Origin of the sequence: Bradyrhizobium zhanjiangense, from assembly GCF_004114935.1 — a bacterium.
Taxonomy (GTDB): domain Bacteria; phylum Pseudomonadota; class Alphaproteobacteria; order Rhizobiales; family Xanthobacteraceae; genus Bradyrhizobium; species Bradyrhizobium zhanjiangense.
On sequence record NZ_CP022221.1, the window covers coordinates 4,401,467 to 4,426,989 of the forward strand.

26 protein-coding genes are annotated in these 25,523 nt (G+C 63.5%); 11 read left to right on the forward strand and 15 right to left on the reverse strand.

Annotated elements, in window-relative coordinates:
• Positions 1–150: 150 nt before the first annotated feature.
• From XH85_RS20950 to tsaA, 3 genes are read left to right on the forward strand one after another with little or no spacing between them, the layout of a single operon-like run.
• A complete protein-coding gene (locus XH85_RS20950; protein WP_128937365.1) occupies positions 151–891 on the forward strand; it encodes an AzlC family ABC transporter permease in 741 nt (246 codons plus the stop codon).
• Entirely contained in the window at positions 888–1,238 is a 351-nt protein-coding gene (locus XH85_RS20955) for an AzlD domain-containing protein (RefSeq protein WP_128933293.1), read from the forward strand. Before XH85_RS20950 ends, XH85_RS20955 begins: the two co-directional genes overlap by 4 nt.
• A gap of 31 nt (positions 1,239–1,269) precedes the next feature.
• The gene (gene tsaA, locus XH85_RS20960) at positions 1,270–1,761 is read left to right on the forward strand and encodes a tRNA (N6-threonylcarbamoyladenosine(37)-N6)-methyltransferase TrmO (protein ID WP_091889533.1); all 492 of its coding nucleotides are present in this window, start codon (positions 1,270–1,272) and stop codon (positions 1,759–1,761) included.
• A 213-nt stretch (positions 1,762–1,974) separates the two neighbouring features.
• Here tsaA and XH85_RS20965 read toward each other — a convergent pair whose 3' ends face one another.
• The 4 genes from XH85_RS20965 to XH85_RS20980 form a co-directional block, all read right to left on the reverse strand.
• Positions 1,975–2,403, reverse strand: coding sequence for an HIT family protein (locus XH85_RS20965; protein WP_128933294.1), 429 nt, complete (start codon positions 2,401–2,403; stop codon positions 1,975–1,977).
• A 60-nt stretch (positions 2,404–2,463) separates the two neighbouring features.
• Positions 2,464–3,705: a GNAT family N-acetyltransferase gene (locus XH85_RS20970; RefSeq protein WP_128933295.1), complete on the reverse strand. Its 1,242-nt coding sequence runs from the start codon at positions 3,703–3,705 to the stop codon at positions 2,464–2,466.
• Positions 3,706–3,917: 212 nt separating this feature from the next.
• Entirely contained in the window at positions 3,918–4,664 is a 747-nt protein-coding gene (locus XH85_RS20975) for a glycerophosphodiester phosphodiesterase (protein WP_128933296.1), read from the reverse strand.
• Between the two features lie 5 nt (positions 4,665–4,669).
• On the reverse strand, positions 4,670–5,137 hold the full coding sequence (locus XH85_RS20980; RefSeq protein ID WP_018321130.1) for a RidA family protein: 468 nt from the start codon (positions 5,135–5,137) through the stop codon (positions 4,670–4,672).
• Positions 5,138–5,365: 228 nt separating this feature from the next.
• On the opposite strand from XH85_RS20980, the gene XH85_RS20985 reads away from it, so the two are divergent.
• Both XH85_RS20985 and XH85_RS20990 read left to right on the forward strand, forming a co-directional pair.
• The gene (locus tag XH85_RS20985; RefSeq protein WP_128933297.1) at positions 5,366–6,211 is read left to right on the forward strand and encodes a cell envelope integrity EipB family protein; all 846 of its coding nucleotides are present in this window, start codon (positions 5,366–5,368) and stop codon (positions 6,209–6,211) included.
• Positions 6,212–6,415: 204 nt separating this feature from the next.
• A complete protein-coding gene (locus XH85_RS20990; protein WP_128933298.1) occupies positions 6,416–6,817 on the forward strand; it encodes a RidA family protein in 402 nt (133 codons plus the stop codon).
• Positions 6,818–6,907: 90 nt separating this feature from the next.
• Here the strand turns inward: XH85_RS20990 and XH85_RS20995 are convergent, their stop codons facing one another.
• The gene (locus tag XH85_RS20995; RefSeq protein WP_128933299.1) at positions 6,908–7,315 is read right to left on the reverse strand and encodes an ACT domain-containing protein; all 408 of its coding nucleotides are present in this window, start codon (positions 7,313–7,315) and stop codon (positions 6,908–6,910) included.
• A 199-nt stretch (positions 7,316–7,514) separates the two neighbouring features.
• Between XH85_RS20995 and XH85_RS45245 the strand changes: the two genes are divergently transcribed.
• On the forward strand, positions 7,515–7,670 hold the full coding sequence (locus XH85_RS45245) for a hypothetical protein (RefSeq protein ID WP_008548553.1): 156 nt from the start codon (positions 7,515–7,517) through the stop codon (positions 7,668–7,670).
• A 16-nt stretch (positions 7,671–7,686) separates the two neighbouring features.
• Here the strand turns inward: XH85_RS45245 and XH85_RS21005 are convergent, their stop codons facing one another.
• Both XH85_RS21005 and XH85_RS21010 read right to left on the reverse strand, forming a co-directional pair.
• The gene (locus tag XH85_RS21005) at positions 7,687–8,976 is read right to left on the reverse strand and encodes a DNA polymerase IV (protein ID WP_128933301.1); all 1,290 of its coding nucleotides are present in this window, start codon (positions 8,974–8,976) and stop codon (positions 7,687–7,689) included.
• Positions 8,973–9,284 carry a DUF3572 domain-containing protein gene (locus tag XH85_RS21010; RefSeq protein ID WP_091895933.1) on the reverse strand — a complete coding sequence of 104 codons (312 nt, stop codon included), beginning with the start codon at positions 9,282–9,284 and terminating at the stop codon, positions 8,973–8,975. Before XH85_RS21010 ends, XH85_RS21005 begins: the two co-directional genes overlap by 4 nt.
• A gap of 240 nt (positions 9,285–9,524) precedes the next feature.
• Between XH85_RS21010 and XH85_RS21015 the strand changes: the two genes are divergently transcribed.
• The gene (locus tag XH85_RS21015) at positions 9,525–9,890 is read left to right on the forward strand and encodes a response regulator (RefSeq protein WP_008566616.1); all 366 of its coding nucleotides are present in this window, start codon (positions 9,525–9,527) and stop codon (positions 9,888–9,890) included.
• 14 nt (positions 9,891–9,904) lie between these two features.
• Entirely contained in the window at positions 9,905–11,278 is a 1,374-nt protein-coding gene (locus tag XH85_RS21020) for a PleD family two-component system response regulator (protein WP_128933302.1), read from the forward strand.
• A gap of 296 nt (positions 11,279–11,574) precedes the next feature.
• On the opposite strand, the gene XH85_RS21025 is transcribed toward XH85_RS21020, so the two are convergent.
• Positions 11,575–12,183: a TetR family transcriptional regulator gene (locus XH85_RS21025; RefSeq protein ID WP_128933303.1), complete on the reverse strand. Its 609-nt coding sequence runs from the start codon at positions 12,181–12,183 to the stop codon at positions 11,575–11,577.
• A gap of 130 nt (positions 12,184–12,313) precedes the next feature.
• On the opposite strand from XH85_RS21025, the gene XH85_RS21030 reads away from it, so the two are divergent.
• From XH85_RS21030 to XH85_RS47405, 3 genes are all read left to right on the forward strand, one after another.
• Positions 12,314–13,546, forward strand: a complete 1,233-nt coding sequence (locus XH85_RS21030; RefSeq protein WP_091895942.1) for an MFS transporter — start codon at positions 12,314–12,316, stop codon at positions 13,544–13,546.
• Positions 13,547–13,762: 216 nt separating this feature from the next.
• The gene (locus XH85_RS21035) at positions 13,763–15,469 is read left to right on the forward strand and encodes an adenylate/guanylate cyclase domain-containing protein (protein ID WP_276486175.1); all 1,707 of its coding nucleotides are present in this window, start codon (positions 13,763–13,765) and stop codon (positions 15,467–15,469) included.
• Between the two features lie 121 nt (positions 15,470–15,590).
• Positions 15,591–15,713, forward strand: a complete 123-nt coding sequence (locus tag XH85_RS47405) for a hypothetical protein (protein WP_276339337.1) — start codon at positions 15,591–15,593, stop codon at positions 15,711–15,713.
• Positions 15,714–15,905: 192 nt separating this feature from the next.
• Here the strand turns inward: XH85_RS47405 and mdoH are convergent, their stop codons facing one another.
• From mdoH to rnr, 7 genes are all read right to left on the reverse strand, one after another.
• Complete coding sequence (gene mdoH / locus XH85_RS21040; protein ID WP_245474187.1) at positions 15,906–18,074, reverse strand: glucans biosynthesis glucosyltransferase MdoH; 2,169 nt, start codon at positions 18,072–18,074, stop codon at positions 15,906–15,908.
• Positions 18,062–19,522: a glucan biosynthesis protein G gene (locus tag XH85_RS21045; RefSeq protein WP_128937367.1), complete on the reverse strand. Its 1,461-nt coding sequence runs from the start codon at positions 19,520–19,522 to the stop codon at positions 18,062–18,064. The genes mdoH and XH85_RS21045 overlap by 13 nt, the downstream gene beginning before the upstream one ends.
• A gap of 526 nt (positions 19,523–20,048) precedes the next feature.
• A complete protein-coding gene (rpmG, locus tag XH85_RS21050; protein WP_007603295.1) occupies positions 20,049–20,216 on the reverse strand; it encodes a 50S ribosomal protein L33 in 168 nt (55 codons plus the stop codon).
• Between the two features lie 124 nt (positions 20,217–20,340).
• Entirely contained in the window at positions 20,341–21,666 is a 1,326-nt protein-coding gene (locus XH85_RS21055) for an LLM class flavin-dependent oxidoreductase (protein WP_128933305.1), read from the reverse strand.
• Positions 21,667–21,947: 281 nt separating this feature from the next.
• Positions 21,948–22,700 carry an NUDIX hydrolase gene (locus XH85_RS21060; RefSeq protein ID WP_128933306.1) on the reverse strand — a complete coding sequence of 251 codons (753 nt, stop codon included), beginning with the start codon at positions 22,698–22,700 and terminating at the stop codon, positions 21,948–21,950.
• A gap of 31 nt (positions 22,701–22,731) precedes the next feature.
• A complete protein-coding gene (locus XH85_RS21065; protein WP_128933307.1) occupies positions 22,732–23,172 on the reverse strand; it encodes a DUF983 domain-containing protein in 441 nt (146 codons plus the stop codon).
• A complete protein-coding gene (gene rnr, locus XH85_RS21070; protein WP_128933308.1) occupies positions 23,166–25,520 on the reverse strand; it encodes a ribonuclease R in 2,355 nt (784 codons plus the stop codon). Before rnr ends, XH85_RS21065 begins: the two co-directional genes overlap by 7 nt.
• Between the last annotated feature and the right edge of the window lie 3 nt (positions 25,521–25,523).

Sequence of the window (25,523 nt, forward strand, 5' to 3'; positions counted from 1 at the left end):
TTCCGGGCTCGCGACTTTGTCGCGCCCCGGAATGACGTCGGCGGGTGCCCCGCGCCACGTGCGCATGCCAGCCCCGCCGCGGGCTTTCTTGACGTGCGTCGCCGTATCGCCCGTTATGAGGCACGATTCCTCTCCTCGACCAAACCTCCCGTGGCGCTTCCTCCGCTCGATTCACCTCAATGGCAAAGCTCCTGGCGCGCCTTTGCGTGGGGGCTGTGCTCGATCACGCAGACGATCCTCACCATCGTGCTGTTCGTGACCTATCTCGGCATCGGCGCGCTCGCCCACGACACCCATTTCAGCCTGCTCTGGGCGCTCGCCTCGACGTTGTTCGTCTGGGCCGGTCCCGCGCAGATCATCCTGATCACCACGCTCGGCTCGGGTGCCACCATCATCCAGTCGGCGATCGCGGTCACCGTCAGCGCCATCCGCCTGTTTCCGATGGTGGTCTCGGTGCTGCCGTTGATGCGCACGCCGACGACGAAACGGCGCGAGCTGATCTTCGCTGCGCATCTCACCGCGGTGACGCTGTGGGTCGAATGCCACCGCTTCCTGCCGCTTGTGCCGCGCGAGCGGCGCATCGCCTTCGTCCACGGGCTCGGCTGTGGCTTAGTCTCGGTGTGCCTCTGCGCCAACACGGTTGGCTATTTCCTCGCCGCCAATCTGACGCAGACGCTTGGCGCGGCGATTCTGCTGCTGACTCCGCTGTCTTTCCTGTTCTCGACCGCACGCAATAGCCGCGAGGTCGCTGATGTCGTCGCATTGACGCTCGGAATCTTGCTCTATCCGCTGGCGGCGAAAATGAACTCGGGCCTCGACATCCTCGTTAGCGGCGTCGTGGCTGGCACGATCGCCTATGGCGTGCATTGGTGGCGGGAGGTGCGCGCATGAGCTTTTCGCAGCTCATCGGCGAATGGCATGCGCTCGCCGTGCTCTTCGTCGCCGGCGTCGTTCCCAACCAGATCTGGCGCATGCTGGGTCTGTGGTTCGGCGGCGGTATCGATGAGGGCTCCGAACTGCTGGTCTGGGTGCGGGCGGTCGCGACCGCGATCCTGGCCGGCGTCATCGCCCAGATCGTGGTCGAGCCGCCAGGGGCGCTTGCCAGCGTGCCGGATATCTTGCGCTATGGCGCGGTGGGAGCGGGGCTCGTCGTCTTCCTGCTGACCCGCCGCGCGATCTTTGCCGGCGTGGTCACGGGCGAAGTCTTCATGCTGGTCGGCAAGTGGTGGTTGGGCTAAAACCGCCGGCGAACAGCAAGGAACAGGAAATATGGTTCGCGAACAGGAGCTCCGCGAGGGCGAGGTCGCCATCGAACTGCCGCCCGCAGAGGATGCCGGCCTCGTCTTCATCGGCCGCATCCGCACGCCCTGGACGTCGCGGCTGGAGACGCCGCGGCAGGGGCGTCACGACGGCCCGGTGTGCCGGCTCGAAATATTCGAGCCGTTCGTGCCGGCCATCAAGGGCGTCGATTTCTACAGCAACCTCGAAGTGCTCTACTGGCTCGACAAGTCGCGCCGCGACATCATCCTGCAGAGCCCAAAGAACAACGAGAAGACCCGCGGCACCTTCTCGCTACGCTCACCGGTACGGCCCAATCCGATCGGCACCTCGATCGTGAAGCTGGTCGGCATCGAGGGCAATGCGATCCTGGTGCGCGGACTCGACTGCCTCGACAACACGCCGCTGATCGACATCAAGCCGGACCGTTGCGAGTTCACGCCCTTGGCGGCGCCGCAGAAGGGCGACTTCGAGACGGAGTGAAGTCTCTCCTCCGTCATTGCGAGGAGCCCTTGCGACGAAGCAATCCAGAGGACGTCTCCGCGGAAGCAGTCTGGATTGCTTCGCTTCGCTCGCAATGACGAGCAGGAGCCAGCGTAGCCCGCATGGAGCGAAGCGGAATGCGGGGACAGTCCCGGATTGCGCTTCGGTCCATCCGGGCTACGGGGCGCGCCCCGGAATGACGAGCGGAGAGATCTACCCCGCCTTCAACGCCGCCATCAGCTTGGCCGCGTGCTCTTCCAGCACCTTCGCGTCTTCCTTGCGGCTCGCGGGCGGCAGCATGGCGACGCCGTCGCGGCGCGGCATCACGTGCATGTGGAGATGAAACACCACTTGTCCGCCGGCGGGCTCGTTGAACTGCTGCACGGTGATTCCGTCGGCTTCGAACGCCTTCATCGCTGCCGCCGCGATCTTGTGCGCGCCGCGGGCGACATGGGCGAAGTCGTCCGGTCTGATGTCGAGGATGTTGCGGGCAGCGGCCTTCGGGATCACCAGCGTGTGGCCAGGCACGCGCGGCATGATGTCGAGAAAGGCGAAGACGTGCTCGTCCTCGTACACCTTGTAGCAGGGCAGCTCGCCGCGCAGGATCTTTGCGAAGATGTTGTTGGTGTCGTAGGCGGTCATGCTAGCTCCTCGGCGGCTCCTCGAGATTTTGCGCTTACTGTCACCAGCAACGGCGAGGCGTCAAGGCGCCTCGTCGGCGCCTTTGCGGAACGGGCCGAGCTCGGCGAGTTCGCGTCCGGCTTCCGCAACATAGGCGCGCTCGCGCTTGAGGTAGTCGTCGATGGCGCGCCGCAGGCCCGGATCGGCGATGAAGTGGGCGGAATAGGTCGTCTTCGGCAGGTAGCCGCGTGCGATCTTGTGCTCGCCCTGTGCGCCGGCCTCGACGTGCCGGAGGCCGCGCTTGATGGCGAAATCGATCGCCTGATAGTAGCAGACCTCGAAATGCAGGAACGGATGATGCTCGACCGCGCCCCAGTTGCGGCCGAACAGCGTGTCTGAGCCGATGAAGTTGATCGCGCCCGCGATCCAGCGATTGTTGCGGCGGGCCATCACCAGCAGCACGTCCTCGCTCATTGTCTCGCCGATCAGCGAGAAGAACTCGCGCGTCAGATACGGCCGGCCCCATTTGCGCGAGCCGGTCTCCATGTAGAATTCAAAGAACGCGTCCCAGGCATCCTCGGTGATGTCTTTGCCCGTGAGCCAGTGGATGGTGATGCCGGCGGCGAGCGCATCGCGTCGCTCCCGCTTGATCGACTTGCGGTGGCGCGAGTTCAGCGTCGCCAGGAAGTCATCGAAGCTGGCAAAGCCGTCATTATGCCAGTGGAACTGCTGGTCGGTGCGCTGGAGGAAGCCGTGCCCGGCGAGCAGCTTCCATTCGGCCTCGCGGGCGAAGGTGACGTGCACCGAGGAGGCCTTGCTGACCCCGCACAGCGCCACCAGCCCGCTCGCCAGGGCCTCGGTGATCCGCCCGCGGTCGACCCCGTCGCGGACCAGCAGACGCGGTCCTGTGGCCGGGGTGAACGGAACCGAGACCTGGAGCTTGGGATAGTAGCGCCCGCCGGCGCGCTCATAGGCGTCCGCCCAGCCGCGGTCGAAGACATATTCGCCCTGCGAGTGCGACTTGAGATAGCAGGGCACTACGCCGGCGACGCTACCGCCGAGCTTGGCCACGAGATGCCGCGGTCCCCAGCCGGTGCGGATCGTCGCTGAGCCCGATTTCTCAGCGGCGGAGAGAAATGCGTGTGAGACGAACGGGTTATAGGCCGACTTTAAGAGACCGGCGGAATCGCCTGGAAGGGCGGATGAGGTTCCCGTGCTATTCCCATTGCAGGCCTTGCCGGGATTGGCGCAGGCGTCCCAATCCTCCGGTGCCACTTCGCCAATCGAAGGTACGGCCTCGAGCGTGATTTCGGATGATGCCATCGTCCCCAAGATCGTGCATTGCAGCAGCGACTTCAAGGGTGGGGAACGCCTCTCTCGTGCCCCGGACGCAGCGCAGCGCTCCTTCAGCGGGGCGCTGCAGAGCCGGCGCCCTTGTGGCAGCACGTTCGCGGAGGGATGGGTCCCGGCTCTGCGCCGCAACGCTTGGAGCGTTGCAGCTTGTCCGGGACACGACCGCGTTCGCATGCCGCACCCTACGGCACGAACCCCTCGAAGATCATCTGATCCGCATATTGACCGACCCGCGTCCGCTGCTCCGGCGTGCGCACGGTCCAGCCGAGCAGGGCGCAGCCGAAGACGTTGCGGGCAATCCAGGGGGCGGGGGCCGGCAGGTGGTCGACTTTGAACGCTACGAAGTGGGGCTGGGTCTGGAAGCCGTGACGCAGGTACAGCATGCTGTCGCGCTGCGCCTGGGTCAGCTTGGCCCAGTACTCGTCCTCATAGGTCCGCTGCGCGACGATGCCGCGCGGGCGGGAGGGCAGCAACTCGCGCAGTGCCAGCACCTGGTCGGGATCGAAGGACATGCCGACAGCGGGACCGTCGTAGGACGCCAGCACCTCGGCCATCCGCTTCACCAGCTTGCGGTCGCCGCCAAAATGGCTCTTCACCTCGATCACCAGCGGTACCCGGCCGGCGACCAGGGCGCAGAGGTCGCCGAGCGACATCATCCGCTCCGGCGTGTCCTTGAACTTGATGGCTTTCAACTCGGCCGCGGTCTTCTCGATCACCTCTCCGGTGGCCTCGGTGAGGCGGCCGAGCGCATGGTCGTGATGCACCATGGCCTCACCGTCGGCGGAGAGCTGGATATCGACCTCGATCGAAAAATTGCCTGCGATCGCGGCCTGGACCGCGCCCGGCATGTTTTCCACGATGCCGCGCGAAATGTCATGCAGGCCGCGATGGGCGACCGGCCGGGCTATCAGCCAATCCGGAGCGCGCATTCGTGTCAGGCGACCTCGAACACGCCATCGACCTCGACCGCCGCGTCGGCAGGCAGCGAGGCGACCCCGACGGTGGTCCGGGCATGGCGGCCCTTGTCACCGAAGGCCGCGACCATCAGGTCGGAGGCACCGTTCAGCACCTTGGGCCCGTCCAGGAAGTCGGGCGCCGAGTTGATGAAGCCGCCGAGGCGGACCACGCGCACGACCTTGTCGAGGTCGCCGAGCGCGGCCTTGACCTGGGCCAGCAGGTTCACCGCGCAGCCGCGGGCGGCCGCAGCGCCGTCTTCGATCGAGACGCCGGCACCCAGCTTGCCCTTGGCGATCAGCTTGCCGGCAGGATCGAAGCAGACCTGGCCGGAGACGAACAGCAAATTGCCGGTGCGCACGAACGGGACATAGTTGGCGACGGGAGTGGGGGCTTCATGCAGCTTGATGCCTTGTTCCGCCAGTTTCTGCTCGACTGTGCCAGCCATGTTCGACCTCGTTGTCCAAGAATTCATCTGCCCCGACGCCTCTGGAGGCCGACGGTCCTGTTTCGCTCATCGTGCCGCCACATGCAAGCAACCGAAGGGGACTGCATTTTGTTGAGGCAGGGGAGGAGGTTCAACACGCGAGCCGCAACTTTACGTGAAACGGCCTCAGTTGCGACGCAATGGATCGGTCATTAAAATGTCGAATCTGCGCTTCCCCAGGGAATAGACATGGTGCACCTTTTCCGGACTTCGCTCGGTGTGATGGCGCTCGCGGCGGCCACTGTCGGCCTTGGGGGCTGGGCGCAGGCCGCCAACGGTCCGTTCCTCGCGCATCAGGCGCTTTATGACCTCAGCCTCGTGAAATCGCGCTCCAACTCGGTCAACAGTGCCCGCGGCCGCATCCTCTACAATTTCACGGGGAATGCCTGCGAGGGCTATACCTCGGAATTCCGTCAGGTCTCCGAGCTCGACAGCGGCGAGGGTAAGGTCACGCTGAGTGACCTCCGCTCCAATTCCTGGGAGGACGCTGCCGGCAAGAGCTACCGCTTCAACATCGAGACGCGGATGAACGAGGCCGATGCAGGCCGCGTCGACGGCTCGGCCGAGCGCGACGGCGACCACATCAACGTCAAGCTGAAGCTGCCGGCGCCGAAGACATTTACCCTCGACGGCAAGATCGTATTCCCGACCGAGCAGATCCAGCGCATCATCGCTGCGGCCAACGAAGGCAAGTCGCTGCTCGAGCTCTCCGTCTATGACGGCTCCGACGACGGCCAGAAGGTCTACAACACGCTGACCGTGATCGGCCAGCCGATCCCGGCCGACCGTGCCACGGCGTCCGACCCGTCGATCTCCGACGAGCATATGAAATCGCTCAAGCGCTGGCCCGTCACCGTCAGTTACTTCGACCGCGAGGCCCAGCAGAAGGAAGGCGAGCAGACGCCGGTCTACGCGATGGCGTTTGAGCTCTACGAGAACGGCGTTTCCCGCCAGCTCGTGCTCGATTACAACGATTTCGTGATCTCCGGCGCGATGGGCAAGTTCGACGTGAAGGACAGCAAGCCCTGTAATTGAGGGGCTGTCTCTCCTCCGTCATTGCGAGCCACCGGGTCCGCGCGCAGCGCGGCCCGATGATAGGCTCGGCGAAGCAATCCAGAATCTCTCCGCGGAAAAATTCTGGATTGCTTCGTCGCAAGAGCTCCTCGCAATGACGGGGCTGGCTCTCCGCGCGCTCTCCCGCTACGCTCCGCCCCAATCACAAACATCCGGGAGCCAACCATGCCCAAGCTCGACCATCTCCGCCCCAGCGGCCTGCATCACAATCCCGCCTATTCCCACGTCGTCACCGCTTCCGGCGCCCGCACCATCTACATCTCCGGCCAGGTCTCGGTGGACGAGGAGGGGCGGATCGTCGGCGAGGGCGATATTGCTGCACAGACGACGCAGGTGATGCAGAATCTCGGCCACGCGCTGAAGGCGGCGGGGGCGAGCTACGCCAACATCGTCAAGATCACGACCTTCGTCGTGAACTACAAGCCGGAGCTGCGCCCCATCATCGGCAAAGCCCGCTCCGTCTTCTTCGAAGGCATGGAGCCGCCGGCCTCGACGCTCGTCGGTGTCACCGCGCTGGCCGCGCCGGAGTGGCTGATCGAGATCGAGGCGGTGGCCGTCGCGGATTGAGGTCCCTCTTGTAGCCCGGATGGAGCGAAGCGTAATCCGGGGTCTGCTGCTAGGATGCGCTGTCCCGGATTGCGCTCCGCTCCATCCGGGCTACGAGTGTCTCGCGCCAGAGATATTCTGTAGAACAGCCATCGCTTCATCGGCCTTGTCGACAGGCACGAAGAGGTGATCGTGATGGAAGGCCGAAACGGCATTCACGCTGATGCCAGCTGCGGCGAGATGGGCTGTGATCGCAGCCAGGAATCCGACCGCGTCCAGCGACGAATAAACCGTCAGGGTGATCAGGCGCGAGGCGAACTCGTAGCGCAGGCCTGCCGCTTCGGCCTCTTCGCGAGGGATCACGAGTGTCGTTCCTTCGCGTTCGCGGAACGTCAGGATCGGGCTGATGGTGGCTGGAATGCTCGCGCTCGGCGCAACCGTGCAAAACACGAAGATGCCGTCCAGGATCTCCGGCTTCATGTTGCTCAGCAGCGCTTCGAGATCGCGTTCGCCTGTCACGGTGCCAGCCCCTGAAGCGGTAGGATCGTTTGAGCCCTTGCGAAGCTATCGGCGACAGAGGCTGTCGGAGCCATTGTCAACATACCTTTGTATATCTCCTCTAATCCTTCTCATGCGCTGACCTTACGCTGGTAGAATTGAGCGACGGCGGGAGATTCTTACAATTTGAGCCCACTCGGGTCACTGCGAGGAGGCTCAAATGAACGTCGTCATTCGAAAGCTCAACGGCTTGTGGCACCTCATCGTCGGGTCTTGTCAGATCCGAACGCCGTTCCTGGAAACTCAGGATCGGCAGTTGGTCGTTCAGTATGCCCGGCGCGCCTATCCGGGTGCACGGATCTTCGAACGCGACTGAGTTGAGCAGGACTCGATCACTCCTGCGCCTTCTCCGGCCCCTCATACGCAATGCCGCGGATCACCGCGGCACTGCCGAACTTCTTGCGCAGACTGTCCACCGCGCGCTCGGCGTGCGCGGCGCGGCGGTCGAGCATGTCGGTGTCGTCGGAGGCCGAGCCGTCACGCAGCGCGCTGACGCCGGCGCCCATCAGGCGGAAGGCGGTGCCGTCGATCTCTTTCGCCAGCATCTCGCGGCAGATCGAGAAGATCTTTGCGGCGAGCTGCGTCGGGGCGGCGATCGACTGTGAGCGCGTGCGCTGGCGGAAATCGGCGGTCTTCAGCTTCAGCGTGACGGTCGAGCCGGCGAGCTCGCTGCTCTTGAGACGCGACGACGTCTTCTCGCACAGCCGCCACAAGATCTTCTCCAGCGTCGCGAAATCGCGGATGTCGCTCTCGAACGTGGTCTCGCTGGAAATCGTCTTGGCGCCGCGATCAGGCTCGACGCGGCGGTCGTCGATGCCGCGCGCAAGCCGCCACAGCCGGCGGCCGTCACTCGGAAACTGCCGCATCATCTCGATCTCGTCGGCCTTCTGCAGATCGGCGATGATGCGGAAGCCGCGCTGCACAAGGCGTTCCTGCGTGGCCGGTCCGACGCCAAAGATGAAGCCGACCGGCCTCGAAGCCAGCATCAAGCGCGCTTCGTCCTGGTCGAGCGCGGCAAAGCCGCGCGGCTTGTCGAGGTCGGAGGCGATCTTGGCCAAGAACTTGTTGCAGGACAGGCCGACCGAGACGGTGATGCCGATGTCGCGCTCGACCTCGCGCGCAAAGCGCGCCAGCACCTTTGCCGGGATCATGCCGTGGACGCGCTCGGTGCCGGACAGATCGAGGAAGGCCTCGTCGATCGAGAGCGGCTCGACCAGCGGCGTCAGCGCCTGCATGGCCTGGCGCACCTCTCGGCCGACCCGGACATATTTCGCCATGTCGGGGCGGATTACCGTCGCATGCGGACAGGCCTCCAGAGCCTTGAACATCGGCATGGCCGAGCGCACGCCATAGGTCCGGGCGATGTAGCAGGCAGCCGACACCACGCCGCGCTTGCCCCCGCCGATGATGACGGGCTTATCGGCGATAGCAGGATCGTCGCGCTTCTCGACGGTCGCATAGAAGGCGTCGCAGTCGATATGGGCGATGGTCAGGCCCGCGAGCGCGCGGTGGCGGACCAGGCGAGGGGATCCGCAGGAGGAACAGCGCCGCACGCCCATGTCCAGATCGGCCAGACAATCCCGGCAGAAGCAGCGGGGCCCGGCCGGATCGGGGGAGGTCACGGCACGTCGCGCTCCCAGGAGGGGTCGCCGAGCGCGTCGCCCAGCACCTGCCGCGCTGCGGCAACGTTGGTCGGATGCAGTTCCGCGGTCTTCGCAAAGGCCTTCACGGTCTCGTCATCGCGCAGCACGAAATCGAGCACGCTGAGCAGGAAATTGGGGTCGGAAGCGGCATTGCGCAGGGTCTCCGGACCGACCCCTGTCTCAGCCAGGAACAGGCCCAGCCGCTCGGGCTCGCCGGCGACGAAGGACAGGGCCTGAATCGCAACGATTTCAGCGACTTCGCGGGGGTTGTGAACAGGCTTTTTCACGGGGCCGGTTTGCCTTTCCGTTAACTTTCGGTCTCTAATTTGGAATCATCATGCCCGAGTCTTCGCCTCGAGTCTTGCGAGCCCGACAAGCAACTGGAAACCACATCGCAGAAAGTCGGCCCTCGGGTTTAACGAAACTAGAGCGAATCTGGGGCTAGTTTGAATCCAGTTTTCGAAGCGCCGGCGAGCGGCGCCTGAGGCGTCACATGTATGGGTCTGCGGACCAATCAGGAGGGCGGGATGGCTAAGACCGTCCTGATCGTGGAAGACAACGAGCTCAACATGAAGCTCTTCCGCGACCTGTTGGAGGCGCACGGCTACCAGACCTCCGGCACCAGCAACGGCTACGAGGCGCTCGATCTCGTTCGCAAGATGCGGCCCGACCTCGTGCTCATGGACATCCAATTGCCGCAGGTCTCGGGCCTCGAGGTGACACGCTGGATCAAGGACGATCCGGAGCTGCGCGCCATTCCCGTCGTCGCGGTCACCGCCTTCGCGATGAAGGGCGACGAAGAGCGCATCCGCGAGGGCGGCTGCGAAGCCTATTTGTCCAAGCCGATCTCGGTCGGCAAATTCATTGAGACGGTCCGGCGTTTTATCGGATAGGAAGTGAGTTCAAAGTGTCCGCGCGTATCCTGGTTGTCGATGACGTTCCTGCCAACGTCAAGCTCCTCGAAGCCCGCCTGTCTGCCGAATATTTCGACGTGATGACTGCGGCGAACGGCGCCGAGGCGCTGGCGATCAGCCGGCGCGCCGAATGCGACATCATCCTGCTCGACGTGATGATGCCCGACATGGACGGCTTCGAAGTTTGCCGCCGCCTGAAGACGGATCCTGCCACCCACCACATTCCCGTCGTGATGGTCACCGCGCTCGACAGCCCGTCCGACCGCAACCGCGGACTCGAAGCCGGCGCCGACGATTTTCTGACAAAACCCGTCTCCGACGTCGTGCTGATCGCGCGCGTGCGCTCGCTGACGCGACTGAAGATGATGACGGACGAGCTGCGCATGCGCGCCATCACCTCGCTCGAGATCGGCATGCAGGCGCCGGAGCGCAGCGCGGTGGCCGATACCGGCAAGGGCGGCCGCATCCTGCTGGTCGACGACCGCGAGTCCTCCTATGAGCGGCTGGCGACGATCCTCGCCGCCGAGCACACCATCGACGTCGAGCCGAACCCGACGGAAGCGCTGTTCCACGCCGCCGAGGGCAATTACGACCTCCTGATCGTCTCGCTCGACCTGAACAATTTCGATGGCCTGCGGCTCTGCAGCCAGGCGCGCTCGCTGGAGCGCACGCGGCACGTGCCGATCCTGGCGATCGCCGACCCCGAGAACTCGACGCGGCTGCTCCGCGGCCTCGAGATCGGTGTCAACGACTATCTGCTGCGCCCCATCGACAAGACCGAGCTGCTGGCGCGGGCCCGCACCCAGATCCGCCGCCGCCGCTACACCGATCACCTGCGCGACAACGTGCAGAACTCGATCGAGATGGCGATCACCGACGCGCTCACCGGGCTGCACAATCGCCGCTACATGGAGAGCCATCTGGCGACGCTCGCCGAGCAAGCCGCGACCCGCGGCAAGCCGCTCGCGCTGATGATTCTGGACATCGACTACTTCAAGTCGATCAACGACAATTACGGCCACGACGCCGGTGACGACGTGCTGCGCGAGTTCGCGGTGCGGGTGCGCAAGTCGATCCGCGGCATTGACCTTGCCTGCCGCTATGGCGGCGAGGAGTTCGTCATCGTGATGCCCGAGACCGATCTGCACGTGGCCGGCATGGTCGCCGAGCGCCTGCGCCGCTCGATCGCGGGCGAGCCGTTTGCGATCCACAAAGGGACGAAGCGTATCGAGGTCACGATCTCGATCGGCCTGACCACGCTGGAGCAGAAGGGTGAGGCGGTCGCCGACGTCCTCAAGCGCGCCGACACCGCGCTCTACCGCGCCAAGCACGACGGCCGCAACCGCGTGGTGGCGCAGGCGGCGTGAGCTGCCGGCACAAAAAGTGCGAAAACAACCCCATGCACAGTAGCCGGCGGTAGCAAGATCAACGGCTTACGCGAGGAGCAGCGCGGTTTGCGCTGGCGGCAGCGCCATTTGACACGTCGGGCAAAACAGGGGCATTCTGCTATCATCCCGAACGGATCCTACAAACTCCGCTGTCATTCCCCGCGCATGCGGGGAATCCAGTACGCCGCGGCTTCTCGGTTCTAGCCTCACCGTCTCTGGAATACTGGATCACCCGCCTTCGCGGGTGATGACACCGAATGGTGCGGCGACGGCGGTTATTGTTGTGGCGCGGGCTTGCGTCCTTTCGCGGCCTTCGCATCAAGCCCCACATCCACCCCCGCATTGCGCAGCAGCACCTTCGCCGCCTCCTTTGCCGCCCTGGCCATCGCCGGATCGTCGCGGACGAGGTCCTGGGCGATGGAGCCGTCGACGAGCAGCACGAGCTGGGTTGCGAGCGCGTCGGCATCGGCGACGCCGAGCTCGGTCAGCCGATCACGAAACCAGAGGCGGCGGCTTTCCTTGAAGGCGATTGCGATCTTCTTCACGGCGCGGTCGGAAGGCCCGAGCTCGGCGACCGCATTCACGAACGGGCAGCCGCGAAAATCCTTGGCGGCGAAGCGTCGCTCCAGCGAATCGAACGTCGCAAGGATCTGCTCGGCCGGCGGCTTGTCGGAGGGGCGCTGAGCTACGAAGCGGCGTTCCAGATAGGCGGCGATCAGCGCGTCCTTGGAGGGAAAGTGGTTGTAGAGCGTGCGCTTGGAGATGCCGATCTCGGCCGCGATGGTGTCGACGCCGATGGCGCGAATGCCTTGCAGATAGAACAGCTTGTCGGCGGTCTGAAGGATCCGCTCTTTCATCGTCTGTGGGGCGGGCGGGGGAGCCATGCGGTAGCGCGCGTCCTGTTCGCTTGACAGCACCGGCCCTTTATAGCCTAAGTACACAGACCTGTGTAACCAAAATCAACGGCAAAAGCAGACGGCGGCTTTCGCGCCGCGCCCAAAAGGGAGAAGAAGAATGCCCCTGTTGCAGGTTCTGCGTCCGACCTTGCCCATCCTGATCGGCGCCTCGATCATGCTGACGCTGAGCATGGGGCTGCGGCAGTCGCTCGGCATCTTCCTGCAACCGCTGACGCATGACATCCACATCTCGGTGTCGGATTTCACACTGGCGCTGGCCGTGCAAAACCTCGCCTGGGGCTTTCTCCAGCCGCTCGCCGGCGCCATGACCGAGCGCTACGGCTTTCGCCCGATCATGATCGTGGGCGCGCTGATGTACATCGTCGGCCTTGCGCTGATGGCGACCGCCAACGGGCTTGTCAGCATCATGATCGGCGCCGGCGTTTTGATCGGCACCTCGCTGGCCTGCACGGCGGCTGCGATCGCGATGTCGGTGGCGGCGCGCGCGGTGCCTGAGACGGTGCGCTCGACCGTGCTCGGCATCGTCTCCGGTGCGGGCTCGCTCGGCGCGCTGCTGTCGGCGCCGATCGGGCAGATGCTCAACGAGGGCTTTGGCTGGCGCATTGGCCTTGCCGGCTTCGTCATCATGTCGGTGCTGATGATCCCCGCCGCCTGGTATGCCGGGCGCGTCGACCAGATCCCGCTGCCCAAGCCGGCCGCCGACGAGATCGACGATGCTACGGCTGCGATCGCGGCGCGGACTGCGTTCGGCAATGCGTCCTTCGTGGTGATGACCTGCGCCTATCTCGTCTGCGGCATGCAGCTGGTGTTCCTCACCACGCATCTGCCGTCGTATCTGGCGATCTGCGGCCTCGACCCGATGCTGAGCGCGCAGACGCTCGGCATGATCGGTGGCTTCAACGTGCTGGGCTCGCTGTTCTTCGGCTGGGCCGGGCAGCGCTGGAATAAGCTGGCGTTGCTGGGCGCGATCTACATCCTACGCTCGCTGGCGCTTGCCTGGTATTTCATGCTGCCGGCGACGTCGTTCTCGACGCTGCTGTTCGGCGCCATCATGGGCTTCCTCTGGATGGGCGTTGGTCCGCTGGTCGCGGGCGCGGTCGCCGAGATGTTCGGCCTGCGCTGGCAGGCGATGATCCAGGGCCTCGCCTTCATGAGCCACCAGATCGGCAGCTTCCTCGGCGCCTACGGGGGAGGGCTGCTCTACGACGCGCTCGGCTCCTACACCATGGCCTGGCGCATCGGAGTGGCACTGGGCCTCGCGGGCGGCATCGTGCAGGTCGCGTTCGCGCTGATCAGGCCGTCGCAGCCGCCGGTGTTGAAGGCGGCGTAGCGAGGGGCGTTGTCGTAAGCGCTAGCCCACGAGTTCAAGCAAACCTCGCGCCGCTTGGCCGCGAATAGCCGCTCGTGCCCCTGAAGCCGACCTGGCGCGCTGTCCAGACCCCGGCCTTTCGTCCGGCTGGGACGGAAGATGTTCATCCTGCTATATTAATTCCAAACTGGCAGGGTGGCGGTGGCTATGGCGCGAGTTGAGAGACGGTTAGCGGCGGTGCTGGCAGCGGACGTTGCCGGTTATTCGCGGTTAATGGGCGCCGATGAGGTCGGCACGCTCGAAGCCCTTAAGGTCATCCGCCGCGAAATCGTCGATCCAGCCATTGCGGAGCACAAGGGCAGGATCGTCAAGACAACTGGCGATGGCCTCCTGGTCGAATTCGCCAGCGCCGTCGACGCGGTGACATGCGCCATGGCCGTTCAAGAGAAGATGGCCGGCCGGGAAGGACAGATTGCCTTTCGCATCGGCATCAACATCGGCGACATTATCAGCGACGAAAACGACATCTTCGGTGATGGCGTGAATGTGGCCGCACGCGTTGAGAACGAGTGCGCACCAGGCGGCGTGTGTCTGTCGGGAAGTGCGTTCGAACAAGTCAGGGGAAAAACGACATTCGAGTTCGATGATCTAGGCGAACGATCGCTGAAGAACATCGATCGGGCGGTTCGACTATATGGGGTCAAACCTGCCAATGCGAAGCCAGCGACGGCGGAGAGCAATCGACTGCTGTCATTACCCGACAAACCTTCAATTGCGGTTCTGCCGTTTCAGAATATGTCCGGCGACCCGGAACAGGAGTACTTCGCCGATGGCATGGTGGAGGACATCATCACTGCGCTGTCGCGCTTCAAATGGCTGTTCGTGATCGCCCGCAATTCGACCTTCACGTACAAGGGGCGGTCCGTTGACATCAGGCAGGTTGGACGCGAACTGGGGGTTCGTTACGTGTTGGAAGGCAGTGTGCGACGGGCAGGCGACCGCGTACGGATCACAGCGCAGCTGATTGACGCGGAGACCAGGGCCCATATCTGGGCAGATCGCTACGACCGCGCGCTCGACGACATCTTTGCCTTGCAGGACGAAATTACCGTGAGCACTGTCGCCGCGATCGAGCCCAGCGTGCGTCAGGCCGAAATTGAACGGGCGAAGCGCAAACGGCCTGACAATCTCGACGCCTACGATCTCGTGTTACGTGCGACGCCGCTGGTGGATACTGGGATGCCGGAAGGCGCGTCGCAGGCAGTGCCACTCCTCGAGCGCGCACTTCTACTTGAGCCGAACTACGCGCTCGCGCACGGCCAAACGGCGTTTTGCAATGAAATACTGTATCTCCGAGCGGGAAGGCGTGAAGACAATCGCACGGCCGCGATAAGGTACGCGCATACTGCAGTGGCGCTTGGTCCCGACGATGCCCCGGCACTTGTCTACGCCGCAATCGCTATCGGTCTTGTCGAACATGACCGTATCTTGGCTCTGGAAACCTTCGAGGCCGCCCTGGCAATTTCCCCGTCGGCGGCGTGGGCCTATTCCTGGGGCGCGTTGATTTTGGGCTGGGGAGGGGAAGCCGAGCGCGCCATCGAATGGGGCGAGCGGGGTATCCGCCTTAGTCCATTCGATCCGTGGATTACCGCTGCGCTGCATGGCATTTGCATGGGCCATTTTCTTCGTGGACGCTATGAAGATGCCGCGGCGGCAGCGCAACGGGCCATTCGCAGCAAACCAGGCTTCAGCGTCTCGCACATGTTTCTGGCGGCGTCGCTTGCCAAACTCGGACGAATGGAAGATGCGAATGCAACCGCCGAGCGCGTGATGCAACTCCAGCCCAATTTCAGCAGCAATGGTCAGTGCTCCGCCATCGGCTGCGTGCCGTTGCTCGCAACACCCCTGATCGAAGCAATGCGCGCTTCAGGTCTGCCTGAATAACCGGGATCCGCCACCAGGCGGCCGATGCGTCAGCACAGTTGACTTTTAACCAAGGTTCCACAGGGCTAGGCTGCCAAGATTAATGATCGCGCTCCCGCCAGATGGTGAGAGGAGGCGTGGCATGATCGAACAGCCGCACTTTGATGCGTATTCAATCCCAGCACGTATCTGCTTTACCGTTGCATTGCTTGGTTGTGCCGTACTGATCGCCGTGTTGGTTACGAGCGTCTACTTCCTGGAATAAGGTGCTGGAGAACCTTCGCAACGAACCAGGCTCGCGCCATCGGCATGGCGGCTGGGAGAAGGCTGACCGCCGGTTCCGACATTGCGGCCACCGGGTCCGCGAAGCCATCGATGGCGGCCAGAGAACGGCGACCGGTGGCTTGGTCTTTGCGCAGCGAAGCAATGCAGAGTGCGTCCTGCTTGCGCGGGCACTCTACCGACGATCCCGAATACTGGGCTCCCTATTCTTACCTGCGCGAGGCATCTCAAGGACCCTCTGGAGCAGCATGGGATGGCCAAGAACGGCGCGCAATTCCGGCCTTTCGAGCCATGCGACTGCATCCTCCAAGCTTTCGCATTCCTCGAGCTTGGTGGTTGCCGTCGCCAAAGGCACGTCGACGGCGCCAAATTTGCGCGGCCTGGCAAGCGATAGCGATCCCAAATGCTGGCCTAGCAGTTCTGGATCCTGGCTGAGCTGGTGCAGGGCCCCGGTTATCGCTGTTGGCTCAGATGCGGCGAGTTCGTTTGCACGGAGCACCACAGCGGGCGGGTCGTTGGTTTCCGGCGTGGCAAAAAGTCCGGGCGTCTTCAGTCGTGCAGACGTCATGAGGCCCAACGGGATTGAAAGCAGAAGACCCAGCACGACAGGCGACATCCAAAGCAGCAGCGGCAGAGAGACCGCGTAGGCACTGAGCAACAGGGCCAATCCGCAGAGCGTGGGGCCGACGAGCTTGCGATAGATTTCGCCTCGAGCCAGGTAGCCATCGCTTCGGCGCTGCACCTGCCAGCCCGCGTCCCGGCCAGCTAGAATTTCAAACACGGCCTTGGTCTGGAGGATCATCATGCACGGAGCGATCAAAGCCGCAAGAAATGTCTCGCAAACGACTCCGGCCAATACGCGAGGATTCCCTGCGAATCCGATCCGCTCTCTTCGATTGCCGATCAGCACCAGATAGGCCAGCAGCTTCGGCAGGATCAGAAGTCCCATGGTCGCTGCAAAGATCTGGGCGGCAAGCACCGGGTCCTGTTGCGGCCAGGTCGGAAACAAGCTGAAGCCTTTGGGAAAATATTCCGGTCGGATGAAGTGCGCCTGCAGTGCAATCAGCAGGCCGAGCACCAGGAATAGAAACCACAGCGGCGCGGTGACATAGGAGCCGATGCCTGTAAGCAAATGCAGCCGCGACACCCAGTGTAGCCCGCGCGCGGGCAACACAGCGAGATGCTGAAGGTTACCCTGGCACCAGCGACGATCTCTTGCCGCAAAGTCCAGCAGTGACGGCGGGGCTTCTTCGAAGCTGCCGCCGAGGGTCGGTGCCAGATAGATTGCCCAGCCCGCGCGGCGCATCAACGCGGCCTCGACAAAATCATGGCTCAAGATGTGACCCCCGAAAGGCTTACGACCGCTCAGCTCCGGCAGGCCGGCCTCCGCAGCGAACGCCCGTACCCGGATGATGGCGTTGTGGCCCCAGTAATTGCTGTCGCCACCGTGCCACCAAGCATTGCCGGCTGCAATGATGGGGCCGTAAACGCGCCCCGAAAATTGCTGCAGCCTACTGAACATTGTGCGCGCGTTGACGATGACCGGCTGCGTCTGGATCAGCGCAGCAGCGGGATGGGACTCCATCGCGTTGACAAGGCGAACTATTGTGTCGCCTTCCATGAGGCTGTCCGCGTCGAGAACGATCATGTGATCATAGGCCGACCCAAACCTCATGACCCAGTCGGCGATATTGCCGGACTTGCGCGCGATGTTGTTGGAGCGATGCCGGTAGTACAGCCGAGCGGCGCCGCAGGCGCGGCGCAGCCGAATGAAGGTCAGCTCTTCACGAATCCAGATGTCGGGATCGGTCGTATCGCTCAGTAAAAACCAGTCGAACTGGTCCCCATATCCGGTCGCTTGAACTGATTCATACATTGCGCGTAGCCGCGCCATGAGATGATGCGGGTCCTCATTATAGGTGGGTAGCAGCATGGCTGTGCGCGAGGTGATAGGAGGCAGTGAGCCCGTCGCATCGATCGGCAGAAAAGACCGGCTGCGCGTGAGCAGCACGAAAAATCCGGCGAGCGCGGACATGAAGGAGAGCGCGACCCATGCGAGCAGCACGAGGAAAAAGCCGAGCAGCACCGCCTCGAGAAAGGTTACACCGCCAACTTTCACCACGTCATACATGCCGTAGCCGCCGGCAAGCGTCAGCACCCCAGTCCCGACAAAAATAAAGAGGCGGCGAACCATCAAAGTGGTACCCGAATGCACCGGCGACCGGTTAGCTTCAGTCGCGCGATCCAGCCGGCAAGGCAGCATCGGCAGCGGACTTTCCGGCGGCAGAAATGGGCTGCCAGGGGCGTTCGGCGAAGGCGTCGGCGACGGTCTCAGGGCGTCCATCGATAGGTCCACACTTCGGAGACTGGCGCTTCGTTTTGCGCCAGGAAAGCTCGTAATTCGATTGCGGCTTGCTTCTTGACCGAGCATTGGAAGCTCAGACGCCATCCGCCTGTCATGGGATTAGGTTGCGTGACGATGTTGCTGACTTCGGCTTTTGCAGCGGTCACCACGCCTTTGATGGTCTTGGCATCGATGCCTTTGAGTCGGTCCCCCATCAGTTCCAGCACGAACAATTTGCTATCGTCACCCCGGCTTCCGATCCCCGTTCGCGTGAACCGTGCGAGCGCCTCCGGTTTGGGGGCGTCCGGCCCCCAGTGCAGCCGATAGGTGAAGATGTGTTCGCTTTTGGCTGTCAGCGGCTGCTTCGGTTGCCACAGCGCTGCGATGTTGTCGTGGACCTCCTCCTTGGTAGGTATCTCGAATAATTTCACTGCTCCTTCGCCCCAATCGCCGATCGGCTCGAACCATAAGCTTGGGCGCTTTTCGAAGTTGGATTCGAGGTCCTGATAGGCGAAGAAATTCCTCTCCCGCTGCATGAGGCCGAAGCCGCCCGGATTGACGTCGGCAAAGCTGCTGACCTGCAGATCGTGCGGATTGTTCAGGGGACGCCAGAGTTGCTCACCTCTACCGTTGAAGATCGCAAGTCCATCCGAGTCGTGAACCGCGGGGCGGAAATCGTCAAAATCTTTGCGATCGTTCGGCCCGAAGAAGAACATGCTGGTCATAGGCGCGAGCCCGGCATGCTCGATGTCTACCCGCGGATAGAGAGCCATCTCGACGTCGAAAACCGTGCTTTGGCCAGGCCGGATCGTGAATCGGTAGCTTGCGGCCGCACTCTTACTGTCCAGCAGCGCGTGTACTACGATGGAAGAGGCATTCGGCACCGGCTTCTCCAGCCAGAAGGCCTTGAACGCCGGGAATTCTTCGCCCTTGCTCTCGCCGGTATCGATCGCTAGTCCGCGCGCGGACAGGCCATACGTCAGTCCTTTCGCGACTGCTCGGAAGTAACTGGCGCCCAGGAACACACAAACTTCATCGTAGTAATCCGGCCTGTTGATCGGAGCGTGAATGCGGAATCCGCTAAACCCGATGTCGACATCCGGCCATTGTCCGAGACCCTCTCCGAACGAGAAGTCGTCGCGCCGATACGGGATCGGCATGAAGCTCCCGTTCACCACCTGAAAAATCTCGACCCGGTTCTTGTAGAAAAAGCCGCGGTGAAAAAATTGCACTTCGAACGGTAGCTTCTCATCACGCCACAACGCCTTCTCAGGCCTGAAGCGAATTGATCGGTATTGATCGTAGTTGAGATTCTTCAGTGCATCCGGCAGCTTCTCGTCCGGAGGCTCGAACGATTTCGCGGCAAGGGCGCGGGCAAGCTCGCGCACGTAGGACGGGCTGAATGGCGGGGCGGAGCCCGTCTGAGCCTTCGCTGCACGCAGCAGCATGGTGGCAGCCGAGAAGGCAGCCGATGCGCGAAGGACTTGCCGGCGGTTCACGCTTGCGTCTCCCCGTTCAAAACAGGTGGGGAAACGGCCTATGTTCTCCGGAGTTCCATGCGGGTAAGGGGATGTGACACCGCTGACTCCAGAAAAAAATGTGCGGACGGACTCAGGAGAGGGTCTGCAGCAATGGCAGAACGGTCCTGGATTGCTTCGTCGCACCAGCGACAAAATTGCTTTGCAATATTGTCGCGGGCTCCTCGCAATGACGGCGTGGAGAAATGGTAGCGCGTCAATTTCTGTCTCGTGCCCCGGACGCAGCGCGGCGCCTCTTCAGCGGTACGCTGCTGAGCCGGGGCCCATGTATCAGCATCGCGTTGTGTTGCTTCCTGGGTCCCGGCTCTGCGGCGCAGCGCGACCGGACGATGCTACGCATCGCCTAGGCTGTATCACGTTCGGGACACGACAGGGGTCGCAAAATAAAAACGGGGCCCGAAAGGGCCCCGCAAAACTCTTCAACGCTCAGCCGATCTTACTTGATCTTGGCTTCGCGGAATTCGACGTGCTTGCGCGCGACCGGATCGTACTTCTTCTTGACCAGCTTGTCGGTCATGGTGCGCGAATTCTTCTTGGCGACGTAGTAGAAGCCGGTGTCAGCCGAGGACACGAGCTTGACCTTGATGGTGACCGCTTTGGCCATGTTCAGAACCTCAGGAATAAAGGGAATCTGGAGCCGGCCAAACGGCCCGCGTTGGCCGGCAACCTAGCCAGAAACCGTCTGATGTCAAGGTTTTGGGGCCGGAAATCTACCCGAAACGGCCCCATTATGCCTCAAAGAACCGATTTTTCGGCCGCGGCAGGCCCAGATTCTCCCTCAAAGTGGGCCCTTCATACTCTTTGCGGAAAATCCCGCGGCGCTGCAGCTCCGGCACGACCTTGTCGACGAAATCGTCGAGGCCGGCGGGCAGGAACGGGAACATGATGTTGAAGCCGTCCGAGCCGAGCCCGACCAGCCATTCCTCCATCTGGTCGGCGATGGTCTTGGCGGTGCCGACGAAGGACAGCCCGCCATAGCCGCCGACGCGCTGGGCGAGCTGGCGGACGGTGAGCTTCTCGCGCGCGGCGAGATCGACCATGCGCTGGCGGCCGCTCTTGCTGGCGTTGGTCTCGGGGATGTCCGGGAGAGGGCCGTCCGGATCGAAGCCCGAGGCATCGGTACCGAGAATGACGGACAGCGAGGCGATGGCGCTGTCGTAATGCACGCGGCTGTCGAGCAGCGCGCGCTTCTCCTTGGCTTCATCGACGCTGTCGCCGACCACGACGAAGGCGCCGGGCAGGATCTTGAGGTGCTCAGGATCGCGGCCGACCTTCTCCATGCGACCTTTGATGTCGGCATAGAGCTTTTGGCCGTCGGCGAGGCTGCCGCCGCCGGTGAACACGGCTTCCGCGGTCTCGGCGGCGAGCTGCTTGCCGTCTTCGGACGCGCCGGCCTGCACGATCACCGGCCAGCCCTGCACCGGGCGGGCGATGTTGAGCGGACCGCGCACTTTGAGATATTTGCCGTTGTGGTCGAGCGTGTGCATCTTCGCGGGATCGAAGAACAGGCCGCTCTCGACGTCGCGCACGAACGCATCGTCGGCGAAGGAGTCCCAGAGGCCGGTGACGACGTCGTAGAATTCGCGGGCGCGCCTGTAGCGCTCGGCGTGCTCCATGTGATCGTCGAGGCCGAAATTCAGCGCCGCGTCCGGATTCGAGGTGGTGACGATATTCCAGCCGGCGCGGCCGCCGCTGATGTGATCGAGCGAGGCGAAGCGGCGCGCGACGTGATAGGGCTCGTCGAACGTGGTCGAGCCCGTCGCGATCAGGCCGATGCGCTCGGTGACGGCGGACAGCGCCGACAGCAGCGTGAACGGCTCGAACGACGTCACCGTGTGGCTGCGCTTGAGCGCATTGATCGGCATGTTCAAGACGGCGAGGTGATCGGCCATGAAGAAGGCATCGAACTTGCCGGCCTCGAGCTTTTGGATCAGCTGCTTGATGTGACTGATGTTGAAATTGGCGTCGGGCCAGGCGCCGGGATAGCGCCAGGCGCCGGTGTGGATGCTGATCGGGCGCATGAACGCGCCAAGCTTGAGTTGCCGTTGTGCCATCGCCCGGTGTCCGTTTTGGGTGTCGTTGGGGAAAGACATAGGCACGCGGCGGAACTCCGCCATTGGCGGCGGCGGGAAGATTATTTTGTTTTTTGCAGATCTCTCAGCACGTCATTCCGGGGCGCGCCTCTTGGCGCGAGCTATGATGCGCAATCGCGCATCTGAGAATCCATCGAGCCGCAGACACGGTGGATGAATGGATTCCGGGATCGCGCTGCGCGCGCCCCGGAATGACCAGTGGAGAGAGGCGCGCCCCGGAATGACGGAGAGGGGAGCGCCGATCAGCTCAAAACATCCTTTTGCATCTTGCCGCCGTAGAAATGGAAGAACGGCACCGGCGCATCGTGGCGGAGCGGGCCGCTGGCAAGGCGGGTGTCGAGCTCGTTGAGCACGTTGCGCGTCATCGGATGCAGATCCGCGAGCGGTTTTGAGCCGAGCTCGACCCAGACCAGCTCGACCAGCTCGGCATCGGCATGGATCACGCCGTCGACGCGGTGAGTGATCGCGGAGGCATCCGCCGTGAAGAAGCGCGTATCGAAGCGCTTGACGCGGCCGGGCGGGGTGATGGCGCGGGCGATCAGGAACAGGCCGGATGGGTCGGGCAGGAGGCCGGCATCCGCGAATGGCTTCCAGGGGCCTTCGAGCTTGGGCACCTTGCCCTCCGCTTGGCGGCCGAGGCACAGACCAGTCTCCTCGCAGGCTTCGCGGATCGCAGCAATGGCGAGCGACTTCGCGCGCGAGGCCGGGGTCTTCGGGCTGCCCTTGGCGAGATTGGCTTCGAGCTCCGTGGTGATAGGGGCGGCGCAGGGCACGCGATAATCGGCCTTGTCGACGCGGCCGCCGGGGAAGACGAACTTTCCGGGCATGAACACCACCTTGTCGTGGCGCTTGCCGACCAGCACTTTCGGAATGGGCCCGCTGCGATCGACCAGGATCAGCGTCGCCGCATCCCTCGGGCGAAAATAGGGATGGTGGTCGGCTTCCTTCTCATCGTGAACCTTGGCCTTCTCCACTGCTTGCGCAATATCCGTCATATCCTCACCCAAACCGTTTTTTGCTTCTTACTTACACAGGCGGAATACCATCGGGAGGGTTCTCGTCAAACCCGTGCATGCGCAGAGCCCATTGCAAGCCGACCACAGCTCCCTTCACGGGCTGCAATAGCGCGAGTGAGGCGACGAAGGTGAAGGGCAGATAGGCCACGAAACTGAGCCAGATCGGCGTAGTGTAGTTGGTCTCGATCCAGAGGATGGTCGGCACCACGATGTGACCGACAATGACGATGACGAGATAGGCGGGCAGATCGTCGGCGCGATGCGGGGTGAAGTCGAGGCCGCATTTGGCGCAATTGTCCGCCGTCTTCAGGAAGGCGCGGAACAGCTTGCCCTCGCCGCAGCGCGGACAGCAGCCGCGAAAGCCGCGCTTCATCGCAGCCCACACGTCGCGCTTCTCGACGAGACCGGTCTCGCGCGTCCAGATCTTTGGGGCCGTGCTCATCGTCACCATACCTTGCCCTTCTGTCCCTTGCCTTTGCCCTTGCTCTTTCCCTTGACCTTCCTGCCCTTGGCAGATTTTTGCTTTTCCGGCTTGCGTTTTCTCTCCGGACTGCGCCCCGGATGCGCCTTGGACAATTTGCGCTGCGGACGGAACGGCCGGCGCTCGCGGGGACTGGTCTCGCGTTCTGACGACAGCAGTTCGAAGCGTAGCGCGCCTGCGATAGGAGCTGCTTCTATCAGACGGACGTCGACGACGTCACCCAGCTGATGCATGGTGCCGCTGCGCGTGCCGACCAGCGCGTGGCGGCTCTCGTCATAGTTGAAATATTCCGTGCCGAGGGATCGGATCGGGATCAATCCGTCGGCGCCGGTCTCGCTCAGCTTGACGAACAGGCCGGCGCGCGTGACGCCGGAGACGCGGCCCTGGAAGCTGGCGCCGATGCGGTCGGCGAGATGATGCGCGATCAGGCGATCGACGGTCTCGCGCTCTGCCTTCATCGCGCGCCGTTCGGTCAGCGAGATATGCGCGGCGACTTCGCCGAGACTTTCCGGCGTCTCGCTGTCGGGCAGGGCGCCTTCGCCGAGGCCGAGCGCGCGGACCAGTGCGCGGTGCACGATGAGGTCGGCATAGCGGCGGATCGGCGAGGTGAAATGCGCATAGCGGCGCAGGTTCAGGCCGAAATGACCGTAATTCTCCGCGGAATATTCCGCCTGCGCCTGGGCGCGCAGCACGACCTCGCTCACCAGCGGGTAATAGTCGTGACCTTCGAGCTGGGCCAGCACGCGGTTGAACAGGGTGGGGCGCAACGCGCCTGATTTCGCGAAGGGAACGTCCAGCGTCTCCAGAAACTCGCTGAGCGCGTGGACCTTCTCCAGCGTCGGCTCGTCGTGCACGCGGTAGATCAGCGGCAGCGATTTCTTCTCCAGCATCTCGGCCGCGGCGACGTTGGCGAGGATCATGAACTCCTCGATGAGCTTGTGCGCATCGAGACGTTCCGGCACGACGACGCTGTCGACCGTGCCGTCGCTCTTCAAAAGGATCTTGCGCTCGGGCAGATCGAGATTGAGCGGATCGCGCTCGTCGCGGGCGCGCTTGACGCAAGCATAGGCGGCGTAGAGCGGCCTCAGGATCGGATCGAGCAGCGGGCCGGTGGTGTCATCGGGTCGACCGTCGATCGCAGCCTGTGCCTGCGCATAATGCAGCTTCGCCGCCGAGCGCATCAGGATGCGGTGAAAGGTGTGCGAGCGCTTGCGTCCGTCGGGTCCGATCACCATGCGTACCGCGAGCGCGCCGCGCGGCTCGCCCGGCACCAGCGAGCAGAGATTGTTGGAGATGCGCTCGGGCAGCATCGGCACGACGCGGTCAGGGAAATAGACCGAGTTGCCGCGATCGAGCGCGTCGCGGTCGAGCGCGGTGCCCGGCCGCACATAGAAGCTTACGTCGGCGATGGCGACGTTGACGATGAAGCCGCCCTTGTTGTTGGGATCATCGTCGGCCTGCGCATGCACCGCGTCGTCGTGATCCTTCGCATCCGGCGGATCGATGGTGACGAGCGACACGTCGCGCCAATCCTCGCGCCCTTTCAGGTTCGCCGGCTCGGCCGCCTCCGCCTCGCGCTCGGCCGCAGGCGAGAATTGCAAGGGGATGTCGTGGGCGTAGATCGCGATCAGGCTGATCGCCCTCTCCGACTTGACCGAGCCGAGCCTCTCCTTGACGCGGCCGGAGGCGAGGCCAAAGCCGCGCGAGCGGACGATGTCGACGCTGATGAGGTCGCCGTCCTGTGCGCCTTGTGTGTCGGCCTTCGCGATGTTCAATTCGCGGTCGGCGAACTTCTTGTCGACGGGGACGAGCCGTCCGCCGCCTTCGGGCAGTGCTCGGAATACACCGAGGATGCGGCTCTTGGCCTTGTCGATGAGCTTGATGATGCGGCCGCGATAGGCGGGGCCTTCGTCCTCGTCGGTGCGTTCGATGCGCAGCAGCGCGCGGTCGCCGACACCGGCGGCGGTGCCAGGCTTGGGCCGGCGCGGCATCTCAATCAGGATTTTGGGCGGCTCGCCGCTTTCGACCTCGTCCCATTCGGCGCGGGAGGCGATCAATTCGCCGTCGCTGTCGCGCCCGGTGATGTCGGCGAGCAGCGTCGGCGGAAGCGTGTCCGGCTCGGAGACCTTGTGGCGCTTCTTCTTGATGATGCCGTCGTCGGCGAGCTCGCGCAGCATGCGCCTGAGCTCGGCGCGATCGGCATTCTTCAGGCCGAACTCGCGCGCAATTTCGCGGGTCCCGACCTTTCCGTGGTTTGCCTTGATGAAGGCGACGATGGCTGTCCGGTCGGGAAAGCCACGGTCATTCTTGCGTTTCACTTA